Below are 23691 nucleotides of genomic sequence, written 5' to 3'. Positions count from 1 at the left end.
TGCTCTATTGGATTATAGTCATGCACATAATTAAATTCCTCTTTTAAAATATTTATTTTCGTACTCATTTCGTCTATCGCAAACTTATAGGCCATCATAAACCTTGTTAGTTCTACTTTAAGTGATTTAAGTTCTTTCATGTTAATTACTGTTTCGGTATCCAAGCCTTAACTTCCTCTCTAGTTGTTATCTTTTCTACATTATTTAGTTTAATCTATTTTTCTACTCTGTAAATCTTCTATTGCTTCAGGAGGAAAAACCATGCGGCAAATCACCTTTGCCACTTCCCGATAATCTACTCTTTTTCCACTTTGGCTCTCTTTTTCCTGTCCATTTTCCACTAAAACCATGATTGCCCATGAGACTGTATCTAAATCCAAATCCGACCAGGTTAATCCATTTTCACTCGCTTGTTTTAAACCTAAATGAATCCTGGCATGGAGTTTCTTCCGTGCCGCCCCCAACACCTCTGCTAGCTCTGGTTCTTTGGACAACAACTCAGGAAGTACACGTTTAAGTCCGACCTCATTAAGCCGTTCATAATGTGCTTCTAATAGCGCAGCCAATACTGCTTCTGGGTCACGCGAAATCCAGCTTGGTTCTGGTGGTAGAAACTTCTCTAATTTATCTTCTAACAGTGACATTAACAGCTGCCGTTTATCTGAAAAATACCGATAAAAGGTTCCGGTTGCTACACCGGCATGGGCGGCAATTTCCTTTGCTGTTGTCTGCTCGTATCCTTTAGAATTAAATAAAGCATACCCGCTTTCAATCAGAGCATTTCTTTTTTGCTGCGCGCGTTCCTGTTTCGGGACAAACGGAAATTCACCAACAAGCTTATCGTCACGTTCTGGCATTTGATCACCTCAGTGCTATCATAACATGATTTTATAATTTGAACCACAGTTCACTTTTCATTTGACAGTCCATCAAAAACATGTGATACTTGAACTACGGTTCATGTTATAATCATTTTATTGTTTAACACCCCTTACAAAATAAATGAGCGTAACATGACCTATTTTTTCTTCAATTTTTCCATAAATTATGACCTGAAAAGCAGGAATTTATTATTTTTTTGCGAATAATTTAAAGTATCTTTATCCTAATAAATACTTTTATCTCATAATTGTTTAACCACAATTGGAAGGTGTTGATTAATTTGGCCAATCAATCTGAATCGAAGAAAATCTCTGTTAATTCCACAATTTCATTAAAGGGAATTGTGAAAGCCATTTTCAACGATACCGTTCACGTCCAAATAGGGGGAAAAATTATTCCTATACCTGCTTCTGATTTCTTGATTGAAAAACCATCGAAATAATTATTTATATGTTCGTTTTGCAGAAGAGCCTATCACATTTGTGATGGGCTCTTTCTATTATTTAGTAATGACTTAGATCGCCATTATGATCTCACTTCTTTTTTTCTATTATAACAATCACATGTGACAATATGGTCATTCACCATACCTGTTGCCTGCATGAACGCGTAACAAATCGTCGAGCCGACAAATTTAAAACCGCGTTTCTTTAGATCCTTGCTTAGTTTATCACTAATTTCAGTTGTGGCTGGGACATCTTTCATTTCTTTGAAATGGTTTTGGATTGGATTCCCACCGACAAATGACCAAATATAGGTATGGAAGGAACCGAATTCCTCGACTACCCTTAAATATGCCTTGGCATTCGTAATAACGGCATTAATTTTTAGCTTATTTCTGACAATTCCTTCATTATGTAAAAGTTCTGCGATTTTTTCCTCATCATAGCGTACAATTTTTTCAGCCTCAAAATGATCAAATGCTTTGCGGTAATTCTCACGTTTTTTTAAAATAGTATACCAGCTCAGGCCAGCTTGAGCCCCTTCAAGATTTAAATACTCAAAAAGCAAGCGGTCATCATAAACAGGTACACCCCACTCATGGTCATGATAATCGATATATAATGGATCCTGATTCACCCATCCGCATCTATTCATTTTTTGTTGACCTCCCTTCATATGCTAACTTCAATTAATTATTACACATTATTTCAGAAAAAGAACCTTCCGAATTAAACAAAACAGGAAGGTGTATTATTTCAACTATGCTTCTTTTATTACTACCTGTAATGCACTGCCGTCTGCCATACAGCTTGGAACACAAATTCCACAGCCAGTGCAGTGCTCCTTTGAAATGACGGGAACCCCGTTATCAATCCTTAGGGCACCATCAACTGGACATGCGCGTACACAGTAATCGCACATGACTTGTTGAAACCCTAGACATCTGTTCTTATGCACTTTTACATAACCAAGAAAGGGTTGTTTTTTATAAGCATCCAGGTTTAATGCATTATCCGAGCAGACCTCAATACACTTTTGGCAAAAGGTGCACGGTGAGTCATTCGGGTCTAAAACTGGTGTATTAACTAGCTTTGCACCACTCGATAAAGGAAACAATCGGATGCTCTGCTCGGGACAGATTTCTTTGCACTTCCCGCATCTTGTACACGTTGTAAGGAATTCCAACTCACTAATAGATCCTGGCGGGCGAAAAAAATCCCGTTCAACTTCCATTTGGGGTGCAAGAAAATTCCCTAAAAAGCCAATTGTCGATTCCCAATTTAAGTTGATAAATTCTCGTCTATTTAATCTCTCGGTCATTGACCACCAGCTGCCTCTTGATAATAGGGTTCATCCTCGAAGTTTGTATACACAAGACAAATGGTCAGAACACCATCGATATTTTTAAATTTTTCAGCAGTTCGATAGCTTTGATCCACGGTATCAGTCTCTATCGTCAGGATTACCTTTTTATCCTCATGAATATGATGGATTTCTACACCATTTAATAAAGCCAGTTTTTCTGCGGCGCCCTTTGCTTTCCCTGGGATTGTTTCAATGTAAATTCCCGAAATAACCATCTTGGCTTCCCTCCTGTGAAAAAAAGGAGCCACAGCCCCTAATGTCATCTTATTTATTGAAAGCAGTTTTTGTTTTTGTCTCGTTTTGCTGAGCATGACATTGAATACAATTATCCCTAAAAACCTTTCCTTTTGTATCATTATCATAGAAGTGGCCAGCTGTTGGTGTTGGTGCCCCTGTGTCCGGCTTTCCGTGACAGGCGAGACAGCTATCTTGATGGAGCTTCGGATTCCAACGATCCACGTGGGTCGCTGGCTGCAGCGGCGGTGCATTTAATAGACCCATAGTTTCGGCATCAGGTCTTCCTTTTTCGGTCAATTGCACAAGCACCGGCTTGGCCTTTACCGTACTTGCTGTTTCGGTTGATCCTAAATCCCACTGCATCTTGGTCGCGCCAATTGCAGCCGCCAGAACGATGATAAAACCAAAGATATAAAGAATTCCTTTTTCCTTCATGATCATCCCACCCCCATTAAGCCTTTACAATTTTAACTGCACATTTTTTAAAATCTGTCTGCTTGGAAATTGGGCAATAGCAATCCAAGGTAACGAGATTAATCAGTGTTTCTTCGGCGAAGAATGGTACATAAATAAGTCCCTTAGGCGGGTTCCCGCGCCCGGTTGTCGTTGCCTTTACCTTTACTTCACCGCGTCGTGAGATCACTTTTACCATATCACCTGTTTTAATTCCCATTTCCTTAGCATCATCAGGGTGGATTTCACAAAGTGCTTCCGGGAATGCCTTATGAAGTTCCGGAACCCTCCTCGTCATCGTCCCGCTGTGCCAATGTTCTAACACCCGACCTGTACACAACCAGAATGGATATTCCTGATCAGGTACTTCCGCTGCTTCCTCAAATGGCCGAAATAGAATCGCTGGTTTATGATCAGCAGATTTATAAAAATCTAAGTCTTTGTATTTGCCTTTTTGTCCGAATTCCTCTACACCGTACTGGTCAAATCCATCCTCTTGCTTACCATAGGAATAGCGCCAATTTGTTTCAAGCCATTTCCCATTCACATATCGAACAGGCCAACAAATTCCATGCTGCTTCAAATATTCATCATAAGGTGCCATTTGTTTTGCTTTCATTTTCAATTTAGCACCCAGTTCTTTGGCAGCTTTGTTTGGGTGTTCATGCGGATTTGTAAATAGGCGGTATTCCTCCCATAGAAGGCGATTCACTTCGTGTTGATCTTCAAGGAGATCATTTTTCTTTTTATCCCATACCATTCCAAAAAGAACATCAAACGCTGGTTGATCGTTTATCATTTTTCCATCCAATACCCGCTTTGCCACCTGTACAATCGCCCATAAATCCCACTTGGCTTCACCTGGCGGCTCAACGCATTTCTCAAAAATCGAAGTCCGGCGCTCGGCATTTCCAAATTGCCCTTCACGTTCAACCCACATCGCCGCTGGAAAAACAACATCCGCCATTTCCGTTGAACGGGTTGGGTAAACATCGGAAACGACAATAAACCCATCGATTACACCTTTTCCGTCCGCATCATGACCTCGATATCTATTTAGTTTCGGATTTGTTTGCCCCCAGTTATTAGACATGCTCCATAAAAATTTGACCTTGCCATTTCCTAATTCACGGAACATTTTGACCGTATGCATACCCGGGTTTTCGATTGGATCAAGGTAACCTTCCGGAAGGTTCCAAATCAATTCTGAATAGCGGCGATGCTCTGGATTTTTTACGACCATATCAGATGGCAGACGGTGCGAGAAAACCCCTACTTCCCGAGCCGTTCCACAGGCACTTGGCTGCCCTGTTAAGGAGAATGGTCCGTTTCCAGGCTTGGCGATTTTTCCTGATAGGAGATGAATGTTATAAATGAGATTGTTCATCCAAGTGCCTCTCGTATGCTGGTTAACCCCCATTGTCCATAGAGAGACAATCTTTTTATTTGGGGCGGCGAAATCTTTTGCAAGTGCCTCAATATCTTGTGCCGGCACACCAGACATTTGCGCTGCTTTTTCAATCGTATATTCCGAAACTCTCGTCTTAAATTCATCAAAGGTGATGACCCAATCTTGATCAGCTGCTTTTCCAACATCTGTTGCTTCATAATTATCATCAAAGGTGTGGCCGAGGTTTTCCGTTCCCGCCTTGAACTGTGAATGTTCATTGACAAATTGTTGATCATACAAGTTATTTTGGATGAGATAATTGGCTATGGCATTAGCAATCGCTAAATCTGTTTGAGGCCTGAATACCATGACCACATCGGCAAGCTCTGATGTCCGTGAATGTCTAGTGGTTATGTCATAGTGCTTGACGCCACTTTCCTTCAGCTTGCGGGCAGTGAGACGCGAGTAAAGAACCGGATGCATCTCCGCCATGTTAGCTCCCCATGTGACATACACATCTGTTTCATCCAAATCGCGATAAGAGCCCATCGGTTCATCTGATTGAAAGGTAGTCATAAATCCAGCTACAGCACTTGCCATACAGTGTCTGGCATTCGGGTCGATATTATTGCTTAACAGACCTGCCTTCCACAACTTAACTGATGCGTACCCTTCCATAATCGATTGCTGTCCCGATCCATAAAAAGCAACAGATTTAGGGTCAGCATCATGCGCTTCCTTCAATTTTTTTGCGACTAAGTCTAATGCTTCCTCCCACGTGGCTTCTCTAAAACCTTCCATTGTACCTTTTTTGGTCTTATCTTCACGGATAAGCGGCTTTGTTAAACGATCCTTACCAAAGAGGATTTTTCCTATATAATACCCTTTAATACAGTTAAGCCCTTTGTTCGAACGGTTATCCGGATCACCTTTTGTAGCAATAATCTTGCCATCCTTTACACCCACTAAAATACCGCACCCGGTTCCACAAAAACGACATACTGTAGTCTTCCATTCATCTGGTTCAACACTTGCTGCCTGTGCACTGTTTAGTTCAGAGCTTTTGTCTTTTTTACTGCACCCTGCAGCTGCAAGTGTCATCGATACAGCTGTCGCCTTTAATAGTGATCTCCTTGTTAATTCCAAACCCATCTTCCTCCCTTATCAATCGCTTTAAGGTGAAAATCTATAGCTTAATAGTAAGGGAATAAGGAAATTTTTAGGTTGAATCCACTTATCGTTTACAAAAAATTCACACATTTAAGGCCAGTTATGACACAATTCTGACAATCCTATATTGGTAGTATTTTTACTGTTTCAACATTAAAAAGCCAGGTTTCCCGGAAAAAGGGCCTGGCTATGTGCTTTATTAAACACCAAGGTATTTATGTTGAATTGTTTCATTTTCTAATAGTTCATTAGGAGTCCCTTGCCAAACAATTGTTCCTTTATTCATAATTAGGATCTCATCTGCTGCCTTGCAAGCAAGAGAAATATTCTGTTCAACCATTAAAATGGAAAGTCCAGTTTCTTTCAATTTACAAATAATTTCACCCACTTGGTCAATTATTACCGGTGCCAGTCCCTCAGAAGGTTCATCCATTAACAAAAATTGAGGATTTGTCATAAGTGCCCTTCCAATTGCCAACATTTGCTGCTGTCCACCGGATAATTGGGTGCCCATATTTTTTTCTCTCTCTTTCAAAACAGGGAAAAGGTCATATACCTTATCAATATCCCAACCATTTTTAGCATCAACTGTTTTTTTACGAGCTGCCATGATCAAGTTCTCACGAATGGTAAGAGAAGGGAAAATCCGCCTGCCTTGTGGCACAAGACCTATTCCAAGACGAGAGATTTGATGTGATGGCAGAGAACTAATCATTTGATTGGAAAAGCGAATACTTCCTCGCCTAGATTTATGCAACCCGACAATGGTATGAATCGTTGTTGATTTTCCGGCCCCATTACGTCCGAGCAATGCCACACATTTCCCACGTGGTACGGCAAAAGAGACTCCCTGGAGAATATGGCTTGTTCCATAATAAGAATGGACCTCCTGAAGCTCAAGCATGGGCTTTTGCACCTCCCCCGAAATAAATTTGTCTCACTTGCTCATTGTTCCGAACTTCTTCTGGTGTACCACTTAAGATTACTTCTCCATGATGGAGAACGGTAATTTTGTCGGCAATCGAGAAAACCACTTCCATATCATGCTCTATAATTAATATGGACACAGAGCGTGGAAGCTTTTTAATCATTTCTGCAGTTTGAATCGTTTCGGCTGGAGACATCCCTGAGGTAGGTTCATCCAAGAGCAAAAGCTTTGGTTTTGCTGCCATCGCTAAGAGTACCTCTAAAAGCCGCTGTTCCCCATAGGATAGGAAGTTTACCTTTACATTTCTGCGTGAACTAATACCCCATTGTTCTAATACTTCATCTGTATCTTTTTTAAGATCTTCATGTTTTAATAACGCATTGAAGATTTGATATCGATAAGATTTTGTTGAAGTTAATGCTAAATGAAGATTCTCTTCAACCGTTAAATTTCCAAACAAATTATTCTTTTGAAACGTTCGCGACATGCCTAGATGAACCAATTTGCGGGAGGGTAAATGACTAATTTCTTGTCCTTCCAAATACACTGTTCCCGAATCAATCGAGAGTACATTTGTAATGCAATTAAAAAGAGTTGTTTTTCCTGCGCCATTGGGTCCAATAATCACATGACGTTCACCGGGTTGAACCTCAACCGATACATTTTGGAGAACCTGCAAGGTCTTAAAGGATTTGCTGATATTTCCCACTTTTAGAAGACTCAATTTGTAACCTCCTCTTTTTGAGCATGGTTTTGCGCATATTCCATCCTTTTTTGACTTCTTCGGTAGAAAATCTTCGAACGCAGTAAGTCAAACCAATGAATGATCCCTCCCTTGCCAACAATGACAAGGATGACCAATAGTAATCCCATGATGAGCGGCCAACGTTCTGTATAGGTACTGATAAAATTTTGTAAAAAGATAAATAACCCTGCCCCAATAGCAGGACCAATTAATGTCCCGACACCGCCGATAATCACCATAATCATGACCTGACCCGAGAACATCCAATTGGTTAAATCTGGACTGATAAAAAGATTAAAATACCCGTATAAAGAACCTGAAAATCCGGCAAGAGCACCTGAAACTGAATAAGCCAAAAGCTTGTAAATTCGAGGGTCATATCCTAGTGCCTTCATGCGGGATTCGTTTTCCATTACTCCTTTAATAATCTTTCCTGCAGGAGAGTGGACGAAAAAGCGGAGGAAAATATACACAAGAATTGCGGCACCAGCCATAACAAAATAAATGCCTAAAGGACTGACAATATCTCCAAAACCGAGATTCATAGTAGAGGAAATTTTCATGCCATCTGCACCGCCTGTCAAGTCCTTTAATTGCCATGTAAGTGCAAACAGCAATTGTCCAAAGGCTAGTGTAATCATTAAAAAGTAAAATTTAGAAGTACGAATAAAAATAGCCCCTGTAATCAAAGCAACCAAACCTGATAAAACGATAGAACCTAGTATTAAGAGGTAGAAATTAGACAAATGGGAACCGAGGATGGTGACTGTGTAAGAGCCTATTCCAAAAAAGGCAGCGTGACCAAGCGATACCATTCCTGCATACCCCATGATTAATCCAAGGCTCATGGCGAATATAGCCATAATACAAATTTCAGCTGCTAGATTAATCCCATATTCACTGACTATGAAAGGTAGTGCAGCTGCTGCAATTAAAAGAAGAAACATAATTAAAAGATTTTTTTTCATTATGCCACCTCTCTCCCAAATAGCCCCTGTGGCCGAATAATTAAAACTACTACCATTAATAGGAAGACAATTAACATCGATAAGGAAGGAAACCATACCTTGCCAAATGTTTCAATCAGACCGATGAGAATCGCACCAATAAAAGAGCCTTTCCATGAACCTAGGCCCCCAATCACAACAACTATCAAAGAGGTTACTAAAATCTCCGAATCCATTCCGGTATATATTCCAATTAATGGTCCACCCAGAACACCACTTAGCCCAGCTAAAGCTGCACCAAAAGCGAAGACACCAGTAAACACCAGCCCGACGTTTATTCCAAGAGCCGAAACCATATCGCGATCATCGACACCAGCTCGAATAATGGCACCAATTCGGGTTCGGCTTTCAAAATACCATAATAGTAAAGCTAATCCACAACCAACCAAAACGACAAACAATCGATAAATAGGAAATACCATCGAGCCCATCGTTATGGACGAATCTAATAAAGCAGGTACTGCAATCGTATGCATTTCTGTTCCCCAAATCCATTTTGCAGTATCTGCAATAATATAGGTTAAACCAAAGGTAAGGAGTACCTGTTCCAGTTCTTTCCCATACACCCGTTTAATGAGTAGTCTTTCAATAATGATTCCCAAGATGGCAGTTCCAGCCATTGCCAATAATAAAGCAGCCCAAAAACCAACATTTTGGCTTATAAAGGTGAATGCAATATATGAGCTGATTAAAAATAAGGTACCATGTGCTAAATTTACAATATTCATAACGCCCAAAATAATCATTAAACCTGCTGCAATCATAAAATACAACATACCATATGCTAATCCGGTTAACAGTTGAATCGAAAAGATGGACAACTTTATCCCCTCACTTTCTTTTGATAGTCAAAGAGCAAATTGGGACGGGGATATTAACTCCCCAAATCCCAATATAATCGATATGGTCTAATTTGCTGGTGCTGTTTCAGGCATTGTTACTTTTTCAACTGTTTCGATTACTTCTGGGACAATTTGATTATCCTTTTTTGTGTTTTTTGCAACATAAAAATTCTGAATCGGATTATTTGTTTTAGGATCGATTGTGATTGGCCCCCTTGGACTATCAAAAGAAATGCCTTTTAGAACTTTTGATAAATCCGCTGATTTTACACTTCCTGCCTTCTTAATTGCTTTATCAATGACTTGGGCTGAGTCATATCCAGATACAGCAAAGGTATTGGGCAGTTTACTGTATTTCTTCTTATATGCTTCAACAAACTTTTTGTTTTGGTCATTTTCCAGCCATGGTGAATAGATGATTCCTGAATAAATACCTTCTGTATTATCTCTAGTAGCCTCAATGATTAATTGATCGCCAAGTTCCATAGGACCAGCTAACGGAATTTTTCCCTTTAGTCCAAAGTCATTGTATTGTTCGACAAATCGAATACCATCACTGCCTGTCATAAACGTATAGACAAGATCTGGTTTCGTTTGGGCAGCTTCCGTGATATAGGTAGCGAAATCATTCGTTCCGAGCTTTGGATATATTTCCTTTACTACTTTTCCTCCTGCTGCTTCAAATGCCGCTTTAAACGCAGAAATGACTTCCTTACCTGCAGGGTAGTCAGGTGCAATCGTTATCGCCGATTTTCCGATATTCTTCGCTAAATAATCAGCTGCACTGCTTCCATTTTGCCAATTAGAGAAGGAAAGTCGATAAATGTAATCACTCTTTTTGCTCCATGAAAGATCGTTTCCGGCAGCATTTGCATCGATTAAAATAATCTTGTCCTTTTCTACTTCATCTCGTATTGCATATGCCACAGCAGATGAAATTGGCCCAACCAATAGATTTACTTTTTCACTGCTGACCAATTGACGATACTTCCTAAGTGCAACTTGTGGATTTGCTTCATCATCTTCAAATTTAATTTCTACCTTTTTACCGCCCAACTTATTATCATGCTGTTCAAGATAGAGATTAAATCCATTTCTTATCCCTTCCGTCAAAGGAGCAAAAGTACCTGTTGCAGAAAGGATCATGCCAATTTTTATTGTTTCTTCCTCACCCTTAGAAGCAGTCTTTTTACTGCTTATAGCTGAACCTGAACAACCTGATAGAATCACCATGAATGCTAGCAAACAAATTCCCCATACTTTACATTTTTTCAACATTCTAAATTACCTCCCATCGACTTTATAAAACGCTTTCATTTTTCCTGAAAAAAAGATTTTAATCATCACCCATTTTCTTACGAATAGTCATAATATTAAATATTTTCTATCATCATATTAAAGCTTCTTATTTTTCTATACAACATCACTGTTTCTCTATGTGCAACTATTTGAAAAAATAAATATTTTTTTCGATACAATTTTTTGTAAAAGTACACTTCCGGTGAAACAAAAAAGAGGAAGCCTTAAAACTTCCTCCACAAGCAATAGTTTTATTCTAATCTATTAAATCTGTAACATTACTTATAATGTGACTGAATGATTTGCGGTCAATTCCAATGGTAAACCCACATAATTCTCAGCGAGGCTAGTTGCAGCGGCATGCGATGATGTAACATAATCTAATTCAGCGAGCTGGATGTTATATTCAAATGGGCTATGCTCAAAATCCCGATGCAGCATAGTTGTCATCCAATATGAGAAACGCTGCGCCTTCCACACGCGCCGGAGGCAAATTTCCGCATAGCGATTAAGGATTTCTTCATTACCAGATTGATAGAATTCACTTAATCCAGTAGATAAAACTTGAATATCTGCGACAGCTAAGTTTAGCCCTTTCGCACCAGTTGGCGGAACAATGTGAGCAGCATCCCCAGCTAGAAAAAGACGACCATATCTCATTGTTTCACAAACAAAGCTGCGCATGGAAACAATATTTTTTTGAATAATCGGTCCTTCCGTAATCGTCCAGCCATCCTTCATGTCGACTCTGGCATGAAGTTCTGACCAGATACGGTCATCTGACCAATTGGCAATATCATCTTTGGGATCAACCTGAAGGTAATGACGTTGTATTTCTGGTGACCTTGTACTCAGTAAGGCAAAGCCCCTCTCATGGTTTGAATATATTAATTCAGGGTTTACTGGTGGGGTCTTTGTCAGTATTCCCAGCCAGCCAAATGGATAAACTTTTTGCTTCTCACTTCGTACACTTGCTGGAATGGCCTGACGGCTTGGTCCATGAAATCCATCACAGCCTGCAATAAAATCACACTCTATTTCATCAAAATCAGCATCTCCCTCTTTTCGAAAGCGTATTACCGGGTTCGATGTTTCAAGCTGATGAAGGCTGACATCCTTGACATTAAAGTGAATTTTTGCGTTTGTATCCATCCTTGCAGCCACTAAATCTTTTATTACTTCATGCTGCGCATAAACAATAATCTTCTTTCCTCCAGTAAGTTCATTCAGATTAATTCGTTGTCTTTTTCCGTTAAATTGCAATTCGATTCCGTGGTGAACATGCCCTTCCCGCATCATTCTTTCCCCGACACCCGTTGCATTAAGAAGATCCACGGTCCCTTGCTCTAAAACCCCGGCTCGGATCGTTCCTTCAATGGCTTCACGCGAGCGGGATTCAAGAATAATAGATTCGATTCCTTGTAAATGTAATAAATGAGATAGCAAAAGTCCCGCCGGGCCAGCCCCTATAATTCCCACTTGAGTTCGCATAATACATCACTCCCTATAAAAATCATAAAAAAGCAAAATGAAATTACGTGAGATTTTTCATTCTTCAATGTGGTTTCACTTCACATATTCATTTACTGCTGTTTCATTGGTTTCAGCAGTTTTTGTGTTTTCAAATGTAATGAGAGCATTCCAGCTGCCAGATGATTGCCCATCTGCATGATAGGCAGGAACGCACTCATTCTCAATCATGCTAAACAGCATCGCCAGGTGTCGGCCTCCAGATTCAACTCTTGCAAACCTCGCATATTCAGGGAGCATTGAAAAGGCCTCCTGATAATTTTTATTCATCACAAATTCAATAAATTGTTTGTCCATTGCGTGTTCCGTAATAGTTGGCACATTATGTCTACCGCGTACTAAATTGTGGGACAAGGCACCGCTGGAAACAAAAACAACCTTTTTCTCACTCTCCCGCAATACTTTAGCAATCACCTGCCCCCATTTATACGTTTCTTCTAAACTAGCGGCAAGCGTGACAGATAAATTAATTACCGGAATGTCTTCATCTGGCACAAGATATCGCAGTGGTACCACACTTCCATAGTCCCAAATATAATATGGATCATTGACACCTTGGACTTGGAGACCAGCCTCTTGGCCAGCACTCACTAATTCATTTGCTAATTCTTCATCCCCTGGAAAGTGATAAGAAACATCCTTAATTAAATCAGGTGCTTCAAAAGCAGTAAGGATCCCTTTATGAACTGGGGTGCAATCGACATAGTGGAAGAACGTAGACGGCCAATGGCATGAAACCAAAACAATGACATCAGGTTTCAGTCTTTGCAACCGTTTTCCAATTTCCTTCATGCCTGCGGCCATATCTTGCTGAAATACCGGTACTTGGTCCTGATGGCACATACTTGGGACGTGCGGCACTAACATACTCAGTTCAATCGTCAAAAAATTCCCCTCCCAAAGATTTATATGGTACATCCCCAATTTGCGAACTTCCCTTTGATAGCGTTTACAAGGAGGAAAATAGGAAAATTCTAGACAAAATTTTTGTTTCATCTTATTTGAAAATTCTAGCTTAATCGTCTAAGTATGGCAGCAGGTGTTGCCGCCATACTCTTCGAATTTAGCATTCTTTACTTTCCGACTGGTTCCCCGCCTTTTCCCCAATGGGTTTTCGGAATCTCTGTCACTAGCACTCTAATATTCTCTTTCGGAGAATCCAACGTTTCCGCAACAGTGTTTGTTACATTACGAATTAACTCGGCCACCTTCTCTTTAGGTCTTCCTTCCATCATTTGCACGTTAATAATTGGCATGACAACCATCCTTCTTCAAAAAAATTCTTCTTATATATCTTTTTAATCCGTTACCGTAAAAGTGACTTCACCTAAGCCGTCAAATTTACCACTGACAACATCGCCAAATTTCAGCATGATCGCACTGGTTATGCCTCCAGTTAAGATTACCTCACCCTTCCGAACTTTTTCACCTTTTCTAGCGAGCATATTAGCTAACATGGCTACAGAGTTTGCCGGGTGTCCCAGAACGGCAGCACCCGCTCCTAACTCCTTGATTTCCCCGTTAATAGAAAGGGTCGCACCAACTAAATCTAGTTCAAATTGTTCTGGTTTCTTGAGGGTGGTTCCGAATACAACTCTTGACGTAGACGCATTATCTGCGATGACATCAGGCAGGGTAAAATTAAAGTTTTCATAACGGCTATCGATCACTTCTAGAGCAGGAAGCACATACTCCGTTTTCGCCAAAACCTGGGTGCCGGTTACACCAGGCCCTTCAATGTCTTCAGCGATAATAAAAGCAATTTCTGCCTCTACTTTAGGATGAATCATTTCATGTAAACGGACCTGACCACCATTTTCTATGATCATATAATCAAACACATACCCATAAATTGGTTCTTCGATCCCCATTTGTTTCATTTTCGCGTGGCTCGTTAAGCCCATCTTCGGTCCAACAATTCTTTTTCCTTCATTTATTTTGAAATTTACAATTTCCTGTTGCACAAGATAGCCCTCTTCGACTGTTAAATCAGGCTTTATTTTGGCCGTTACTTTAACGACTTCACGTTTTTCTATTTCTGCCGCAACTAAATAATTGGCTATTTCCTTGTATTGACTCATCCAATTTCCTCCTTAAACCCCTACACCATTCATTTGTCTAGCGAGCTCTGCTGCTACATCTACAATCATATCTTCCTGACCGCCAACGACATTTCTTTTTCCAAGCTCGATTAAAATATCACGAGAGTCAATGCCAAACTTTTTTGCCGCGCGTTGTGCAAAAAGCAAGAAGCTTGAATAAACTCCAGCATAGCCAAGAACCAGGCTGTCTCTTGTAATTTCCTGTGGTTTTTCCAATATCGGTGCTACAATTTCCTCAGCAATATCCATCATTTTAAAAACGTCAATTCCTGTTTTAATTCCTAATTTATCAAGCACAGATACTAATACTTCTGTTTGCGTATTGCCTGCACCGGCTCCTAAGCATCGCATGCTGCCATCAATTCTTGTCGCACCCTCTTCAATAGCTGCAAGCGTATTGGCCATTGCTAAGGAAAAATTATTATGAGCATGGAATCCAACATTAATAGTTAAACTGTCCTTTAATGCCCTGATTTTTTCTTTCACTTGATAAGGTAAAAGAGCTCCGGCAGAATCCACCACATAAACAGTATCCGTTCCATAGCTTTCCATTAATTTCGCTTGCTCGACTAATTTGGCAGTCGGAGCCATATGCGACATCATTAAAAATCCGACCGTTTCAAGCCCCAGGTCTTTTGCTAACGCAATATGCTGTAGCGACACGTCAGCTTCTGTTACGTGAGTAGCAATTCTTGCCATCTTAGCACCCAGCTGAGCCGCTTGCTTCAACTCAGGCTTGGTTCCGATTCCTGGCAGCAACAAAACAGCAATTTTGGCATTTTTCACAACGGAAGCGGCAGCTTCTATTAATTCCATTTCATTCGTTAATGACATGCCATATTGTAAGGAGGATCCCCCTAATCCGTCTCCATGTGATACTTCAATATAAGGAACGTTTGCTTCATCTAACGCTTTAGCTACACTCGTTACTTGCTCAACAGTGTATTGGTGGCGGATTGCATGGCTGCCATCACGTAATGCCACCTCGGTAATGAGAATATCTCTCTCCGTACCCATTCCTTCATTCAACTCCTTCCTTACACAATGACTTTAGAAATTTTATGTTTCGCCCATTCTTCTGCAACTTTTACAGAAGCAGCGGTCATGATATCTAAGTTACCAGAATACTTAGGTAAATAATCACCAGCACCTTCTACTTCAATAAAAACAGTTACACGATTCCCTTCAAAAATGGGTTCCTGTCTTACTCTGTAACCAGGGACATATGATTGAACCTGCTTCTCCATCTCCATTATAGACGCTTTGATATCTTCTTTATGTACGGTATCTCCTTCCACAAGGACATGAACCGTATCCCTCATAATAATGGGAGGTTCTGCAGGGTTTAAGATAATGATGGCCTTGCCTTTTTTCGCTCCGCCAATTTTTTCAATTCCACGAGCAGTTGTTTGTGTAAATTCATCAATATTTGCCCTTGTTCCAGGACCTGCACTTTTACTTGAAATCGTCGCCACAATCTCAGCATAATCAACTGATTGTACCCGGTTAATGGCATGAATGATCGGTATCGTCGCCTGGCCGCCACACGTAATTAAGTTGATATTATCAGCATCGACATGTTCACCGATATTGACTGATGGAACAACAAACGGTCCAACCGCTGCCGGTGTTAAATCCAGGACCTGTTTTCCAGCTTCTTTTAGAAGCTTAGCATGACTCATATGTGCTTTCGCACTTGTTGCATCAAACACAATATCCGCAAGCTCCGGTCGTGATAAAAATTCTTTAAGACCATTATCAATCGTTTCATAACCTAATTCCCGGGCTCTTTTTAACCCGTCTGATTCAGGGTCAATCCCGATTACTGTAGTTAATTCCAAGATCTCTGATCTTCGAAGCTTTAACATTAGGTCTGTGCCAATGTTACCAGATCCAAGTACAGCTACTTTTACTTTACCCATAATCCTCTCTCCTTTCTTTTTGTACTTGTTAAAAATGAACATTAACCTGCCCGATATGCGCAAATCGTGCCGTAAATGAATCTCCTGCACGTGCTGGTTCGGCTGCAGACAACGCACCTGAAAGAATTACTTCTCCTGCTCGAAGGGGAATATCAAACTCTGATAATTTATTTGCTAACCAGGCAACACAAGTTGCTGGATTTCCTAAAGCGGCAGCCCCAACGCCCGTATTGACAAGTTCGCCGTTTTTTGTAAATATCATTCCAATTAATTCAAGATCAATATCCTGAGGTCTAGTCGGCTTGCCCCCAAGGACATAAAAACCGGATGAGGCATTGTCAGCAACTGTGTCAGCTAGTTTAATTTTCCAGTCTTTAATTCTACTATCAACAATTTCAAGTGCCGGAACGACATACTCGGTTGCTTGAAGAACGTCAAGGGTGGTTACATTCGGTCCTCTTAATTCCTTTTTCAAAATAAAGGCTATTTCCGCTTCAACCTTCGGCTGCAGCACTTGCTCCATTGAAATGCGCCCTCCGTTTTCCATCACCATACTGTCTAATAAGTGGCCATAATCCGGTTCATCGACACCTAGCAGGTTCTGCATCGCTAAAGAGGTTAATCCGATTTTTTTTCCCACAATCTTTTGGCCTTGGTTAATTTTTTTATTAATGTTTTCAAGTTGAATATAATAGGCATTTTTCTCTGTCAGGTCTAAGTCAACTGAAGTCAGAGGATCCATACCAATTCTTGTTGTTTCTGCTTCAGCTAATTGTTCTGCAAATTGTTTTAGTTTATTTGTCACAAGGCTTACTCCCTTTCTTATAGTTTAATTGTAATATTTGAAAGCTCTGAGTAAAAATCAATACTATGCATACCGCCCGTTCTACCGATACCACTATTTTTCATTCCACCGAATGGTGTACGCAAATCCCTTAAAAACCACGTATTTACCCAAATAATCCCTGCTTCGATTTGGTGTGCCACTCGGTGTGCACGTCTAAGGTCATTGGTCCAAATTGTTGCACTTAAACCATAGTGTGTATCATTAGCCTGCATAATGACTTCATCTTCCATGTCGAATGGAGTAACGGTAACTACCGGTCCAAAAATCTCTTCCCGGACACAGCGTGAAGTCCTGTCTAGTCCTGTAATTATGGTCGGTTCTAAATAATAGCCCTTTTCATATCCCTCAGGACGTATCCCGCCCGTAAGGATAGTCCCACCGTCATTACGGGCAATATCGATATAGCTGTTGACGCGATCATAATGCTCTTTGCTGACTAATGCGCCAACATTGGTATCCTCGTTTAGAGGATGACCCACTTTTAATGTTTTCACTTTTCCAGCAAACTTGTTTAAGAATTCTTCGTATGCTGGGCGTTCTACATAAATTCGAGACCCGCAAAGACATACTTCGCCTTGGTTCACAAAACTTGATTTCACTGTCGTTTCAATGACTTCATCTAAATCGGAATCAGCAAAGATGATATTTGGGTTTTTCCCGCCTAATTCAAAAGAAAGCTTTTTCAATGAATCTGCTGCAGACTTCATAATAGCAGATCCAGTACTCGGTTCACCGATAAAGGAAATCGCATCGATATCAGGATGTTCGGAAATCGCTCCACCGGCAGAATTTGGACCAAAGCCATGAACTAGGTTGACAACTCCATCAGGAACCCCAGCTTCTTTACAAATTTGCATTAATACCGTTGCTGTCATTGGTGTCCATTCAGCTGGTTTAATTACGGCAGTATTTCCCATTGCTAGACATGGAGCTAGTTTCCAAGTTAGCAATAGTAATGGCAGATTCCAAGGTTTAATAATCCCAATTACACCAACCGGACGGCGATAAGAGTAATGAAGTGCAGTCTCATCCTGTTGATTCGCATCCGTGTTTACTGAAATCATATAGTCGGCGAAAAAATGGAAGTTATAAGCTGCCCTTGGTATATCAACACTATTGGCTAAAGAAAAAGGTTTCCCCGTATCCAATGATTCTAAATGGGCCAATTCCTCTTGCCTTTCAAGAATCAAATCACCAATTCGTCGAAGAATTTTGGAACGCTCTACTAAGGTGGTTTGTTTCCATCTCCCATTTAAAGCCCTGCGTGCGGCAGCCACTGCATAGTCCACTTCTTCTTTCCCGCCTTCAGCAACAGTTCCCATCACTTCTTCGGTTGCAGGATTGATATTTTCAAATGTTTTTTTATTTTGTGATTCGACAAATTGTCCGTTAATAAAATGTAAACAATTTATTGCTTTTACTCTTGTTTCTACTTGCATGATTGAATTCCTCCTAAGCCGTAATAATTTTTGTTATTTTCTTAATAGTATGGTAATGCTTTCGGATTTCATATACAACGCAGTCGTTTCTCTATATGCAACAACTAAAATAATTTTTAATTAATCTAAATATTTTATATTTTCACTTCCCATTTCAATAAATTTTTGTTATATTCCCACATAAAGAAACATTGTTTTCAATAGTGAAACAGATTGGAGGAATCATATTGGCTCATAAAAATCCAGAGGATAGTCATCTTTCCTCGGTAAAAAATGCCCTGCGTATATTAAAATCGTTCACAATGGATGAACCAGAAAAGAAAATAAGCGATATTTCCACAACTCTTGGACTTAACAAAAGCACCGTGAGTCGAACAATGGCCACACTGGCAAGTGAGGGATTCGTCTTCAAAGATCCTGATACAAAGAAATACCGTTTGGGCCTGTCGATTCTATCATTAAGTGGTATCGTCAGCAGCAATATGGACGTATATCGTGAGTCTCAATCCATTTTAAACAGACTTGTTGAAAGCATCGGTGAAACCGCTCACATTTCTGTATTGGATAAATTAGATCTTATCTATTTGCAAAAGGTTGAATGTAATCACCCTGTTAGGTTTCTAACACATGTAGGCAGAAGAAATCCTCCCTATTGTACAAGTTCAGGGAAAGCTATTCTCGCATACTCAGATGAAGAAATAGTTGAGGCCGTTATAAGTAAAGGATTAGAAAAATTCACTAAAAACACCATTACAGATCCTCAAAAATTAAGGGCTCATTTATTGGAGATTCAAAAAAATGGATATACTACCAGTTTTGAAGAGTTTCATGAGGGGGTAAATTCAATTGCAGCACCGATTTATGATTATAGAGGCAAAGTTATTGCTGCCTTGTCTGTAGTTGGGCCAAAACAAAGAATTCAGTCTCATAAAGTTTCAGGTTTTTCGAAAAAAATAATCGATGCTGCGATGGAAGTGTCAGAAAGGATGGGATACAGAGGTTAAATTGCTGAATTGCAATTTTCTCAAAATGCTAGAAAAAAATATGACAAAAGGAGCTGCATGATTTGTACGATTTTCATACTCATTTTATTCCGCTTGATGTATTGCAATGGCTTAAAGACCATCAAAAAGTAGTAAACGCAAAATGGCTTAAAAAAGACAAAAACAAGGATGATTTTTTAATAGTGAATGAAAAATGGGGATTTGAATTAAAAAAAGCTTTTATTGACGGCGATCTTTATTTGTCTGAACAAGCTAAAGCTGGTGTTACCCACTCGCTTCTATCTCCTATTCCACAATTATTCATGTATGATTTTCCGGATGAAATTTCAACTGATATTTCCACTGTTTATAATCATTCATTAGCCCAGTGGGCAAATTCTACACCACAGAACCTATCAGCATTAGGAACCGTCCCACTCTCCAATCCAGACAAAGCAGCACAAGTTTTATATGACGCTATCAAGCTTGGCTTAAAAGGAGTCATTATCGGTCCAGGTCTGACAGACCATATGTTATCAGATGAATTTTTCACACCATTTTTCGATGAAGCGAATCGCCTCAAAGCTATCGTTTTTATTCACCCTCTTTTATGTGATGACCCACGATTAAAGAGAAGAATGATGCCCAATTTAATTGGAGTTCCATGGGAAACTACCGTTTGTGCAACGGATTTATTATTAAGTGGTTTCATTGATCGATATCCAAATGTAAAAATCTTGTTTGCCCATGGCGGTGGGTTCCTTCCCTATCAAATTGGCCGATTAGACAAAGGGTATGAGCAATGGCAACTTGTCTCCTCCAACTTGAAAGCGCCTCCTTCTGAATATTTGAAACGGTTTTGGTTTGATACGGTTTTATGGAACCCAGAAAGTTTGGAATTCCTTATCAAAACAGTTGGTGAAGATAGAGTTGTCCCAGGTTCGGATTATCCTTTTGATCTTTCTGTATGGCCGCCGGGAGGGAAACTTGTGTTAGGTGTTAATTCCCTACTTGATTAATTGATAATACATATGTCAGTGTTGTATATAAAGCAACACTGACATATTCTTTGCTTAATCCTTTGGGGATTTCCATTTTAAAATAGATAATATTATTTTCTTTTTGTTTTTGGCTTTGTTAAACTTGTCTGTTGATTTCCGCTCTAGGTGCTCGCTTTCCGCGGGCGGTCTGGGAGCCTCCTCGGCGCTAAGCGCCTGTATATAAAAATAATCAAACACTTAAGGAAACGAGTCAAGTGGTATTACGGCAAGATTTCCTAACAGAATTAATAAGTGACCAGCAAAAAGTCAATGAAGCACTTAAACTAGCACTAGCTGAACTAGGTGTGCGCTATTCTCAACAAGAGGAATCAAAGGTTAAACAATGGAATCAAATAGACACACAGCTGAAAGATTTAAGGAATCAATTAGAGAAAAACGAGGCAGCAAATCAGCAACTAGCACTACAAATGAACGAACAACTAGAAATGCAAAAAATAGCAGCGGAGAAATTGTAGTGACATGAGGATTTTCAAGCCTGTGTAATGAAACTGTTGGACAATCAAGAGGCATTATTAGACAAACTAGGTCGGCAAATGAACCATATCCGCTCGATTCTTTTTGAACGGACCAATTACTTAAGCGGCTAAAATAAATGACTACTATAAAATAACCTCTTCCTATATTTACAAACTGATGACAGGATATGACCTGCAATTAACATTTTTCTTGTTAAATCATAAAAAAGCGGAAAGCCAGATGCAATCAGAAAAAATGCCTTAAAGAAAAAAACCGTTCATGCAGACAAAGGCTGATATTATCCCCTTTAAGTAGACAGTGTAAAAAACCCATGTGTAAAGCGTGGGTGTTACACTAATACTTGGAGGGGATTTTTCTATGGCTAAAAAAGGACAACAATTTCAAAGGTATACAAATGAATTTAAATTAAATGCGGTAATGAAATATGTAAAAGGAACTAAAAGTTATAAAGTATTGGCGGATGAGTTAGGAATTTTAAACTGCACTCAACTAAAAGTGTGGGTAAAGAAGTGGAAAAAGGGAGAGAAATTTGATGAACGAAGTGGAGTGTCTAATCCATTAAAAGGTCGACCTCGTACTAATTTTAAGTCAGTAGAAGAAGAAAGAGATTACCTAAAGGCACAGGTGGATTATTTAAAAAAGCAGTATCCAAATCTAGTAAAGGAGGAGATATCCCCCAACCAATCAAGTATGAAATCATTGAAGGATTAAGGGATGTCTATCCAATCACATGGTTATTGGAAATCGCTTATATTAAGAGAGCAAGCTACTATAAATGGAGGTCCACTCAATTTAAACGCGATGAAAGAACTAAACAAGACCAAGATATACGTGAACACATGATGGGCATTCATTTACTTCATCCCGAAGTTGGCTGCCCTCGTATGACCTATTTGTTAAAGGAAAATGATTATAAGATTAATCATAAAAAGGTGTACCGATTGATGAAAGAAATGAACATCCAGTCTGTCATCCGAAAGAAAAGAAAGCGCCATGGTCATACTCCATCCGTAATCCATCCGAATCGCCTAAAGAGAAAATTTAAGGCAACAGGACCTAATCAAAAAATGGTAACGGATATAACATATGTCTCAGATGGTAAGCAATTCTATTACCTATCGGTAATTCAAGATCTATTTAATAATGAGATTGTGTCATGGGACCTTTCGAAACGAAACGACCTTGAACTTGTTTTGAATACAGTAGAAATATGGACAAAGAAAAAAGACGTAGCTGAAGCTGTTCTCCATTCGGATCAAGGCTTTCAGTATACGTCTAAGGGATACAACAATCGATTAGAAGCATACAGCATTAAGGGCAGCCACTCTCGCAAAGGAAACTGCCTGGATAATGCTTGCATTGAATCCTTCTTTTCGCATCTCAAAACAGAGAAGTTGTATATTGAACAGTGTAAATCAGAAGTGGAGATACGACAAGCGATTGAGGATTATATTTATCACTACAATTACAAACGTATTCAAAAGAAACTAAAGCAACGCGCGCCGATTGAATATCGACACGCGTTGGCAGCTTAGCTTTTTTATGTTGTCTACTTGACAGGGGTAAGACCAGGCATGAACGGTTTTTTATTAGAATTCACCTTTATTAAAAATATCTGTTAAAACGGGTACAATTTGCTTCTTACGTGAAACAACGCCCTTTAATGTTGCTGTATGATTAACAAGTTTCACGTTATAGGCTTTCTCCACAGCAGCATTCTTGCTTCCTAAGGCTAAACCAACTGAATCATTTGTTAATATATCCGTTACCACGAATAGGAATAAATCCAGATTCTTCTCTTCTATAATGGCAGCAATGGCTGTTTCTAATTCCTCTTGACGGGAAAGAACATCCACTGTATCAACTACATTCACTTGAGCAATTTCTACTTTACTAGAGCCCATTTCAAATCCTTTAGCATCAAGGCTAAGAAGCTCAGTAACTGATTTATCGCGAACGTCTGCACCGGCTTTTAGCATTTCCAAACCGTAGATTTCCGCATCAACACCGGCAATTGCAGCTAATTCATGTGCAGCTGCCACGTCCTCTGGTGTACACGTTGGTGATTTGAACAATAATGAGTCAGAGATAATTGCTGATAACATTAGTCCAGCAATTACCGGTTTAATCTCTTTACCGTTTTCTTTGTACATTTTATTTAAAATAGTTGCTGTACAGCCAACAGGCTCACAGCGATAATATAATGGATCGCTAGTCTCAAAATTAGCAATACGGTGATGGTCAATTACTTCTAACACACGAACATCAGTGATATCATTAGCACTTTGCTGACGTTCATTGTGGTCTACTAAAATAACGGAGCTGACCTCAACTGCTACCGCTTCAACTAAACGAGGAACCTCAGCTTTAAATTGAGTAAGTGCATATTGTGTTTCACCATTAATTTGTCCAAGGCGAACAGGTTCAACGTCCATTCCTAATTGTTTTTTTAAATCTGCATAAGCAATTGCAGAACAAATTGTATCCGTGTCAGGATTTTTATGACCAAATATAAGTACTTTTTCCATGTTAATACTCCTAATCGTATGAAATTATGTAAATCTAGCC

General features: G+C 39.6%; 25 protein-coding genes and 1 pseudogene. 5 read left to right on the top strand and 21 right to left on the bottom strand.

What is annotated here, in order from left to right:
- Positions 1 to 140: pseudogene (locus V7150_RS22125) on the bottom strand (GTP pyrophosphokinase family protein); the annotation flags it as partial.
- 69 nt (positions 141 to 209) lie between these two features.
- A complete protein-coding gene (locus tag V7150_RS22120; RefSeq protein ID WP_335522545.1) occupies positions 210 to 857 on the bottom strand; it encodes a TetR/AcrR family transcriptional regulator in 648 nt (215 codons plus the stop codon).
- 305 nt (positions 858 to 1162) lie between these two features.
- On the opposite strand from V7150_RS22120, the gene V7150_RS22115 reads away from it, so the two are divergent.
- Positions 1163 to 1324 carry a hypothetical protein gene (locus V7150_RS22115; protein ID WP_283923058.1) on the top strand — a complete coding sequence of 54 codons (162 nt, stop codon included), beginning with the start codon at positions 1163 to 1165 and terminating at the stop codon, positions 1322 to 1324.
- 83 nt (positions 1325 to 1407) lie between these two features.
- Here V7150_RS22115 and V7150_RS22110 read toward each other — a convergent pair whose 3' ends face one another.
- The 18 genes from V7150_RS22110 to V7150_RS22025 form a co-directional block, all read right to left on the bottom strand.
- Positions 1408 to 1980, bottom strand: a complete 573-nt coding sequence (locus V7150_RS22110) for a DNA-3-methyladenine glycosylase I (RefSeq protein WP_335522542.1) — start codon at positions 1978 to 1980, stop codon at positions 1408 to 1410.
- 105 nt (positions 1981 to 2085) lie between these two features.
- Positions 2086 to 2646 carry a 4Fe-4S dicluster domain-containing protein gene (locus V7150_RS22105; protein ID WP_335522540.1) on the bottom strand — a complete coding sequence of 187 codons (561 nt, stop codon included), beginning with the start codon at positions 2644 to 2646 and terminating at the stop codon, positions 2086 to 2088.
- A complete protein-coding gene (locus tag V7150_RS22100; RefSeq protein WP_335522537.1) occupies positions 2643 to 2906 on the bottom strand; it encodes a chaperone NapD in 264 nt (87 codons plus the stop codon). The genes V7150_RS22105 and V7150_RS22100 overlap by 4 nt, the downstream gene beginning before the upstream one ends.
- A 49-nt stretch (positions 2907 to 2955) precedes the next feature.
- Positions 2956 to 3363 carry a nitrate reductase cytochrome c-type subunit gene (locus tag V7150_RS22095; protein ID WP_335522535.1) on the bottom strand — a complete coding sequence of 136 codons (408 nt, stop codon included), beginning with the start codon at positions 3361 to 3363 and terminating at the stop codon, positions 2956 to 2958.
- A 16-nt stretch (positions 3364 to 3379) separates the two neighbouring features.
- Positions 3380 to 5923 carry a nitrate reductase catalytic subunit NapA gene (napA, locus tag V7150_RS22090; RefSeq protein ID WP_335522533.1) on the bottom strand — a complete coding sequence of 848 codons (2544 nt, stop codon included), beginning with the start codon at positions 5921 to 5923 and terminating at the stop codon, positions 3380 to 3382.
- Positions 5924 to 6140: 217 nt separating this feature from the next.
- Positions 6141 to 6845: an ABC transporter ATP-binding protein gene (locus tag V7150_RS22085; protein WP_335522532.1), complete on the bottom strand. Its 705-nt coding sequence runs from the start codon at positions 6843 to 6845 to the stop codon at positions 6141 to 6143.
- Positions 6838 to 7593: an ABC transporter ATP-binding protein gene (locus V7150_RS22080; RefSeq protein WP_335522530.1), complete on the bottom strand. Its 756-nt coding sequence runs from the start codon at positions 7591 to 7593 to the stop codon at positions 6838 to 6840. The genes V7150_RS22085 and V7150_RS22080 overlap by 8 nt, the downstream gene beginning before the upstream one ends.
- Positions 7590 to 8582 (bottom strand): branched-chain amino acid ABC transporter permease, encoded by a 993-nt coding sequence (locus V7150_RS22075; RefSeq protein ID WP_335522528.1) that lies wholly within the window; start codon positions 8580 to 8582, stop codon positions 7590 to 7592. The genes V7150_RS22080 and V7150_RS22075 overlap by 4 nt, the downstream gene beginning before the upstream one ends.
- Positions 8582 to 9442, bottom strand: a complete 861-nt coding sequence (locus V7150_RS22070) for a branched-chain amino acid ABC transporter permease (RefSeq protein ID WP_335522526.1) — start codon at positions 9440 to 9442, stop codon at positions 8582 to 8584. Before V7150_RS22070 ends, V7150_RS22075 begins: the two co-directional genes overlap by 1 nt.
- An 87-nt stretch (positions 9443 to 9529) precedes the next feature.
- Entirely contained in the window at positions 9530 to 10741 is a 1212-nt protein-coding gene (locus tag V7150_RS22065; protein WP_335522524.1) for an ABC transporter substrate-binding protein, read from the bottom strand.
- Between the two features lie 303 nt (positions 10742 to 11044).
- A complete protein-coding gene (pobA, locus tag V7150_RS22060) occupies positions 11045 to 12253 on the bottom strand; it encodes a 4-hydroxybenzoate 3-monooxygenase (protein ID WP_335522522.1) in 1209 nt (402 codons plus the stop codon).
- A 75-nt stretch (positions 12254 to 12328) separates the two neighbouring features.
- Complete coding sequence (locus V7150_RS22055) at positions 12329 to 13177, bottom strand: extradiol ring-cleavage dioxygenase (RefSeq protein WP_335522521.1); 849 nt, start codon at positions 13175 to 13177, stop codon at positions 12329 to 12331.
- Positions 13178 to 13365: 188 nt separating this feature from the next.
- The gene (locus V7150_RS22050; RefSeq protein WP_335522518.1) at positions 13366 to 13548 is read right to left on the bottom strand and encodes a 4-oxalocrotonate tautomerase; all 183 of its coding nucleotides are present in this window, start codon (positions 13546 to 13548) and stop codon (positions 13366 to 13368) included.
- Positions 13549 to 13590: 42 nt separating this feature from the next.
- Positions 13591 to 14373, bottom strand: coding sequence for a 2-keto-4-pentenoate hydratase (locus tag V7150_RS22045; protein WP_335522516.1), 783 nt, complete (start codon positions 14371 to 14373; stop codon positions 13591 to 13593).
- Positions 14374 to 14385: 12 nt separating this feature from the next.
- A complete protein-coding gene (gene dmpG, locus V7150_RS22040) occupies positions 14386 to 15411 on the bottom strand; it encodes a 4-hydroxy-2-oxovalerate aldolase (RefSeq protein WP_335522514.1) in 1026 nt (341 codons plus the stop codon).
- A 20-nt stretch (positions 15412 to 15431) separates the two neighbouring features.
- Positions 15432 to 16316 (bottom strand): acetaldehyde dehydrogenase (acetylating), encoded by an 885-nt coding sequence (locus V7150_RS22035; protein WP_335522512.1) that lies wholly within the window; start codon positions 16314 to 16316, stop codon positions 15432 to 15434.
- Positions 16317 to 16344: 28 nt separating this feature from the next.
- Positions 16345 to 17121 carry a 2-keto-4-pentenoate hydratase gene (locus tag V7150_RS22030; RefSeq protein WP_335522509.1) on the bottom strand — a complete coding sequence of 259 codons (777 nt, stop codon included), beginning with the start codon at positions 17119 to 17121 and terminating at the stop codon, positions 16345 to 16347.
- Positions 17122 to 17138: 17 nt separating this feature from the next.
- Positions 17139 to 18602 carry an aldehyde dehydrogenase gene (locus V7150_RS22025; protein ID WP_335522507.1) on the bottom strand — a complete coding sequence of 488 codons (1464 nt, stop codon included), beginning with the start codon at positions 18600 to 18602 and terminating at the stop codon, positions 17139 to 17141.
- Positions 18603 to 18829: 227 nt separating this feature from the next.
- Between V7150_RS22025 and V7150_RS22020 the strand changes: the two genes are divergently transcribed.
- The 4 genes from V7150_RS22020 (at position 18830) to V7150_RS22005 (ending at position 22658) form a co-directional block, all read left to right on the top strand.
- A complete protein-coding gene (locus tag V7150_RS22020) occupies positions 18830 to 19606 on the top strand; it encodes an IclR family transcriptional regulator (RefSeq protein ID WP_335522505.1) in 777 nt (258 codons plus the stop codon).
- 62 nt (positions 19607 to 19668) lie between these two features.
- Complete coding sequence (locus tag V7150_RS22015) at positions 19669 to 20604, top strand: amidohydrolase family protein (RefSeq protein ID WP_335522503.1); 936 nt, start codon at positions 19669 to 19671, stop codon at positions 20602 to 20604.
- A 236-nt stretch (positions 20605 to 20840) separates the two neighbouring features.
- On the top strand, positions 20841 to 21101 hold the full coding sequence (locus tag V7150_RS22010; protein ID WP_335522501.1) for a hypothetical protein: 261 nt from the start codon (positions 20841 to 20843) through the stop codon (positions 21099 to 21101).
- A 379-nt stretch (positions 21102 to 21480) separates the two neighbouring features.
- Positions 21481 to 22658, top strand: a protein-coding gene (locus tag V7150_RS22005; RefSeq protein ID WP_335522500.1) for an IS3 family transposase whose coding sequence is annotated in 2 segments (ribosomal slippage) — positions 21481 to 21769 and positions 21769 to 22658 — 1179 coding nt in all. Because the reading frame shifts where the segments join, the coding sequence is not laid out codon by codon here.
- Positions 22659 to 22712: 54 nt separating this feature from the next.
- Here V7150_RS22005 and V7150_RS22000 read toward each other — a convergent pair.
- On the bottom strand, positions 22713 to 23651 hold the full coding sequence (locus V7150_RS22000; RefSeq protein ID WP_335522497.1) for a manganese-dependent inorganic pyrophosphatase: 939 nt from the start codon (positions 23649 to 23651) through the stop codon (positions 22713 to 22715).
- Positions 23652 to 23691 lie beyond the last annotated feature (40 nt).

The sequence above is a fragment of the Neobacillus drentensis genome, assembly GCF_036965245.1.
In the GTDB taxonomy this organism is placed as follows: domain Bacteria; phylum Bacillota; class Bacilli; order Bacillales; family Cytobacillaceae; genus Neobacillus; species Neobacillus drentensis_G.
This window is presented reverse-complemented; position numbering and strand designations above follow the sequence as displayed.

Bases quoted from the DNA above. Each gene is read 5' to 3' on its own strand.
- V7150_RS22105 (WP_335522540.1), bottom strand. From the start codon at position 2,646: ATGACCGAGAGATTAAATAGACGAGAATTTATCAACTTAAATTGGGAA.
- V7150_RS22100 (WP_335522537.1), bottom strand. From the start codon at position 2,906: ATGGTTATTTCGGGAATTTACATTGAAACAATCCCAGGGAAAGCAAAG.
- V7150_RS22075 (WP_335522528.1), bottom strand. From the start codon at position 8,582: ATGAAAAAAAATCTTTTAATTATGTTTCTTCTTTTAATTGCAGCAGCT.
- V7150_RS22120 (WP_335522545.1), bottom strand. From the start codon at position 857: ATGCCAGAACGTGACGATAAGCTTGTTGGTGAATTTCCGTTTGTCCCG.
- V7150_RS22045 (WP_335522516.1), bottom strand. From the start codon at position 14,373: ATGAGTCAATACAAGGAAATAGCCAATTATTTAGTTGCGGCAGAAATA.
- V7150_RS22110 (WP_335522542.1), bottom strand. From the start codon at position 1,980: ATGAATAGATGCGGATGGGTGAATCAGGATCCATTATATATCGATTAT.
- V7150_RS22065 (WP_335522524.1), bottom strand. From the start codon at position 10,741: ATGTTGAAAAAATGTAAAGTATGGGGAATTTGTTTGCTAGCATTCATG.
- dmpG (WP_335522514.1), bottom strand. From the start codon at position 15,411: ATGGGTACGGAGAGAGATATTCTCATTACCGAGGTGGCATTACGTGAT.
- napA (WP_335522533.1), bottom strand. From the start codon at position 5,923: ATGGGTTTGGAATTAACAAGGAGATCACTATTAAAGGCGACAGCTGTA.
- pobA (WP_335522522.1), bottom strand. From the start codon at position 12,253: ATGCGAACTCAAGTGGGAATTATAGGGGCTGGCCCGGCGGGACTTTTG.
- V7150_RS22085 (WP_335522532.1), bottom strand. From the start codon at position 6,845: ATGCTTGAGCTTCAGGAGGTCCATTCTTATTATGGAACAAGCCATATT.
- V7150_RS22025 (WP_335522507.1), bottom strand. From the start codon at position 18,602: ATGCAAGTAGAAACAAGAGTAAAAGCAATAAATTGTTTACATTTTATT.
- V7150_RS22000 (WP_335522497.1), bottom strand. From the start codon at position 23,651: ATGGAAAAAGTACTTATATTTGGTCATAAAAATCCTGACACGGATACA.
- V7150_RS22035 (WP_335522512.1), bottom strand. From the start codon at position 16,316: ATGGGTAAAGTAAAAGTAGCTGTACTTGGATCTGGTAACATTGGCACA.
- V7150_RS22050 (WP_335522518.1), bottom strand. From the start codon at position 13,548: ATGCCAATTATTAACGTGCAAATGATGGAAGGAAGACCTAAAGAGAAG.
- V7150_RS22095 (WP_335522535.1), bottom strand. From the start codon at position 3,363: ATGAAGGAAAAAGGAATTCTTTATATCTTTGGTTTTATCATCGTTCTG.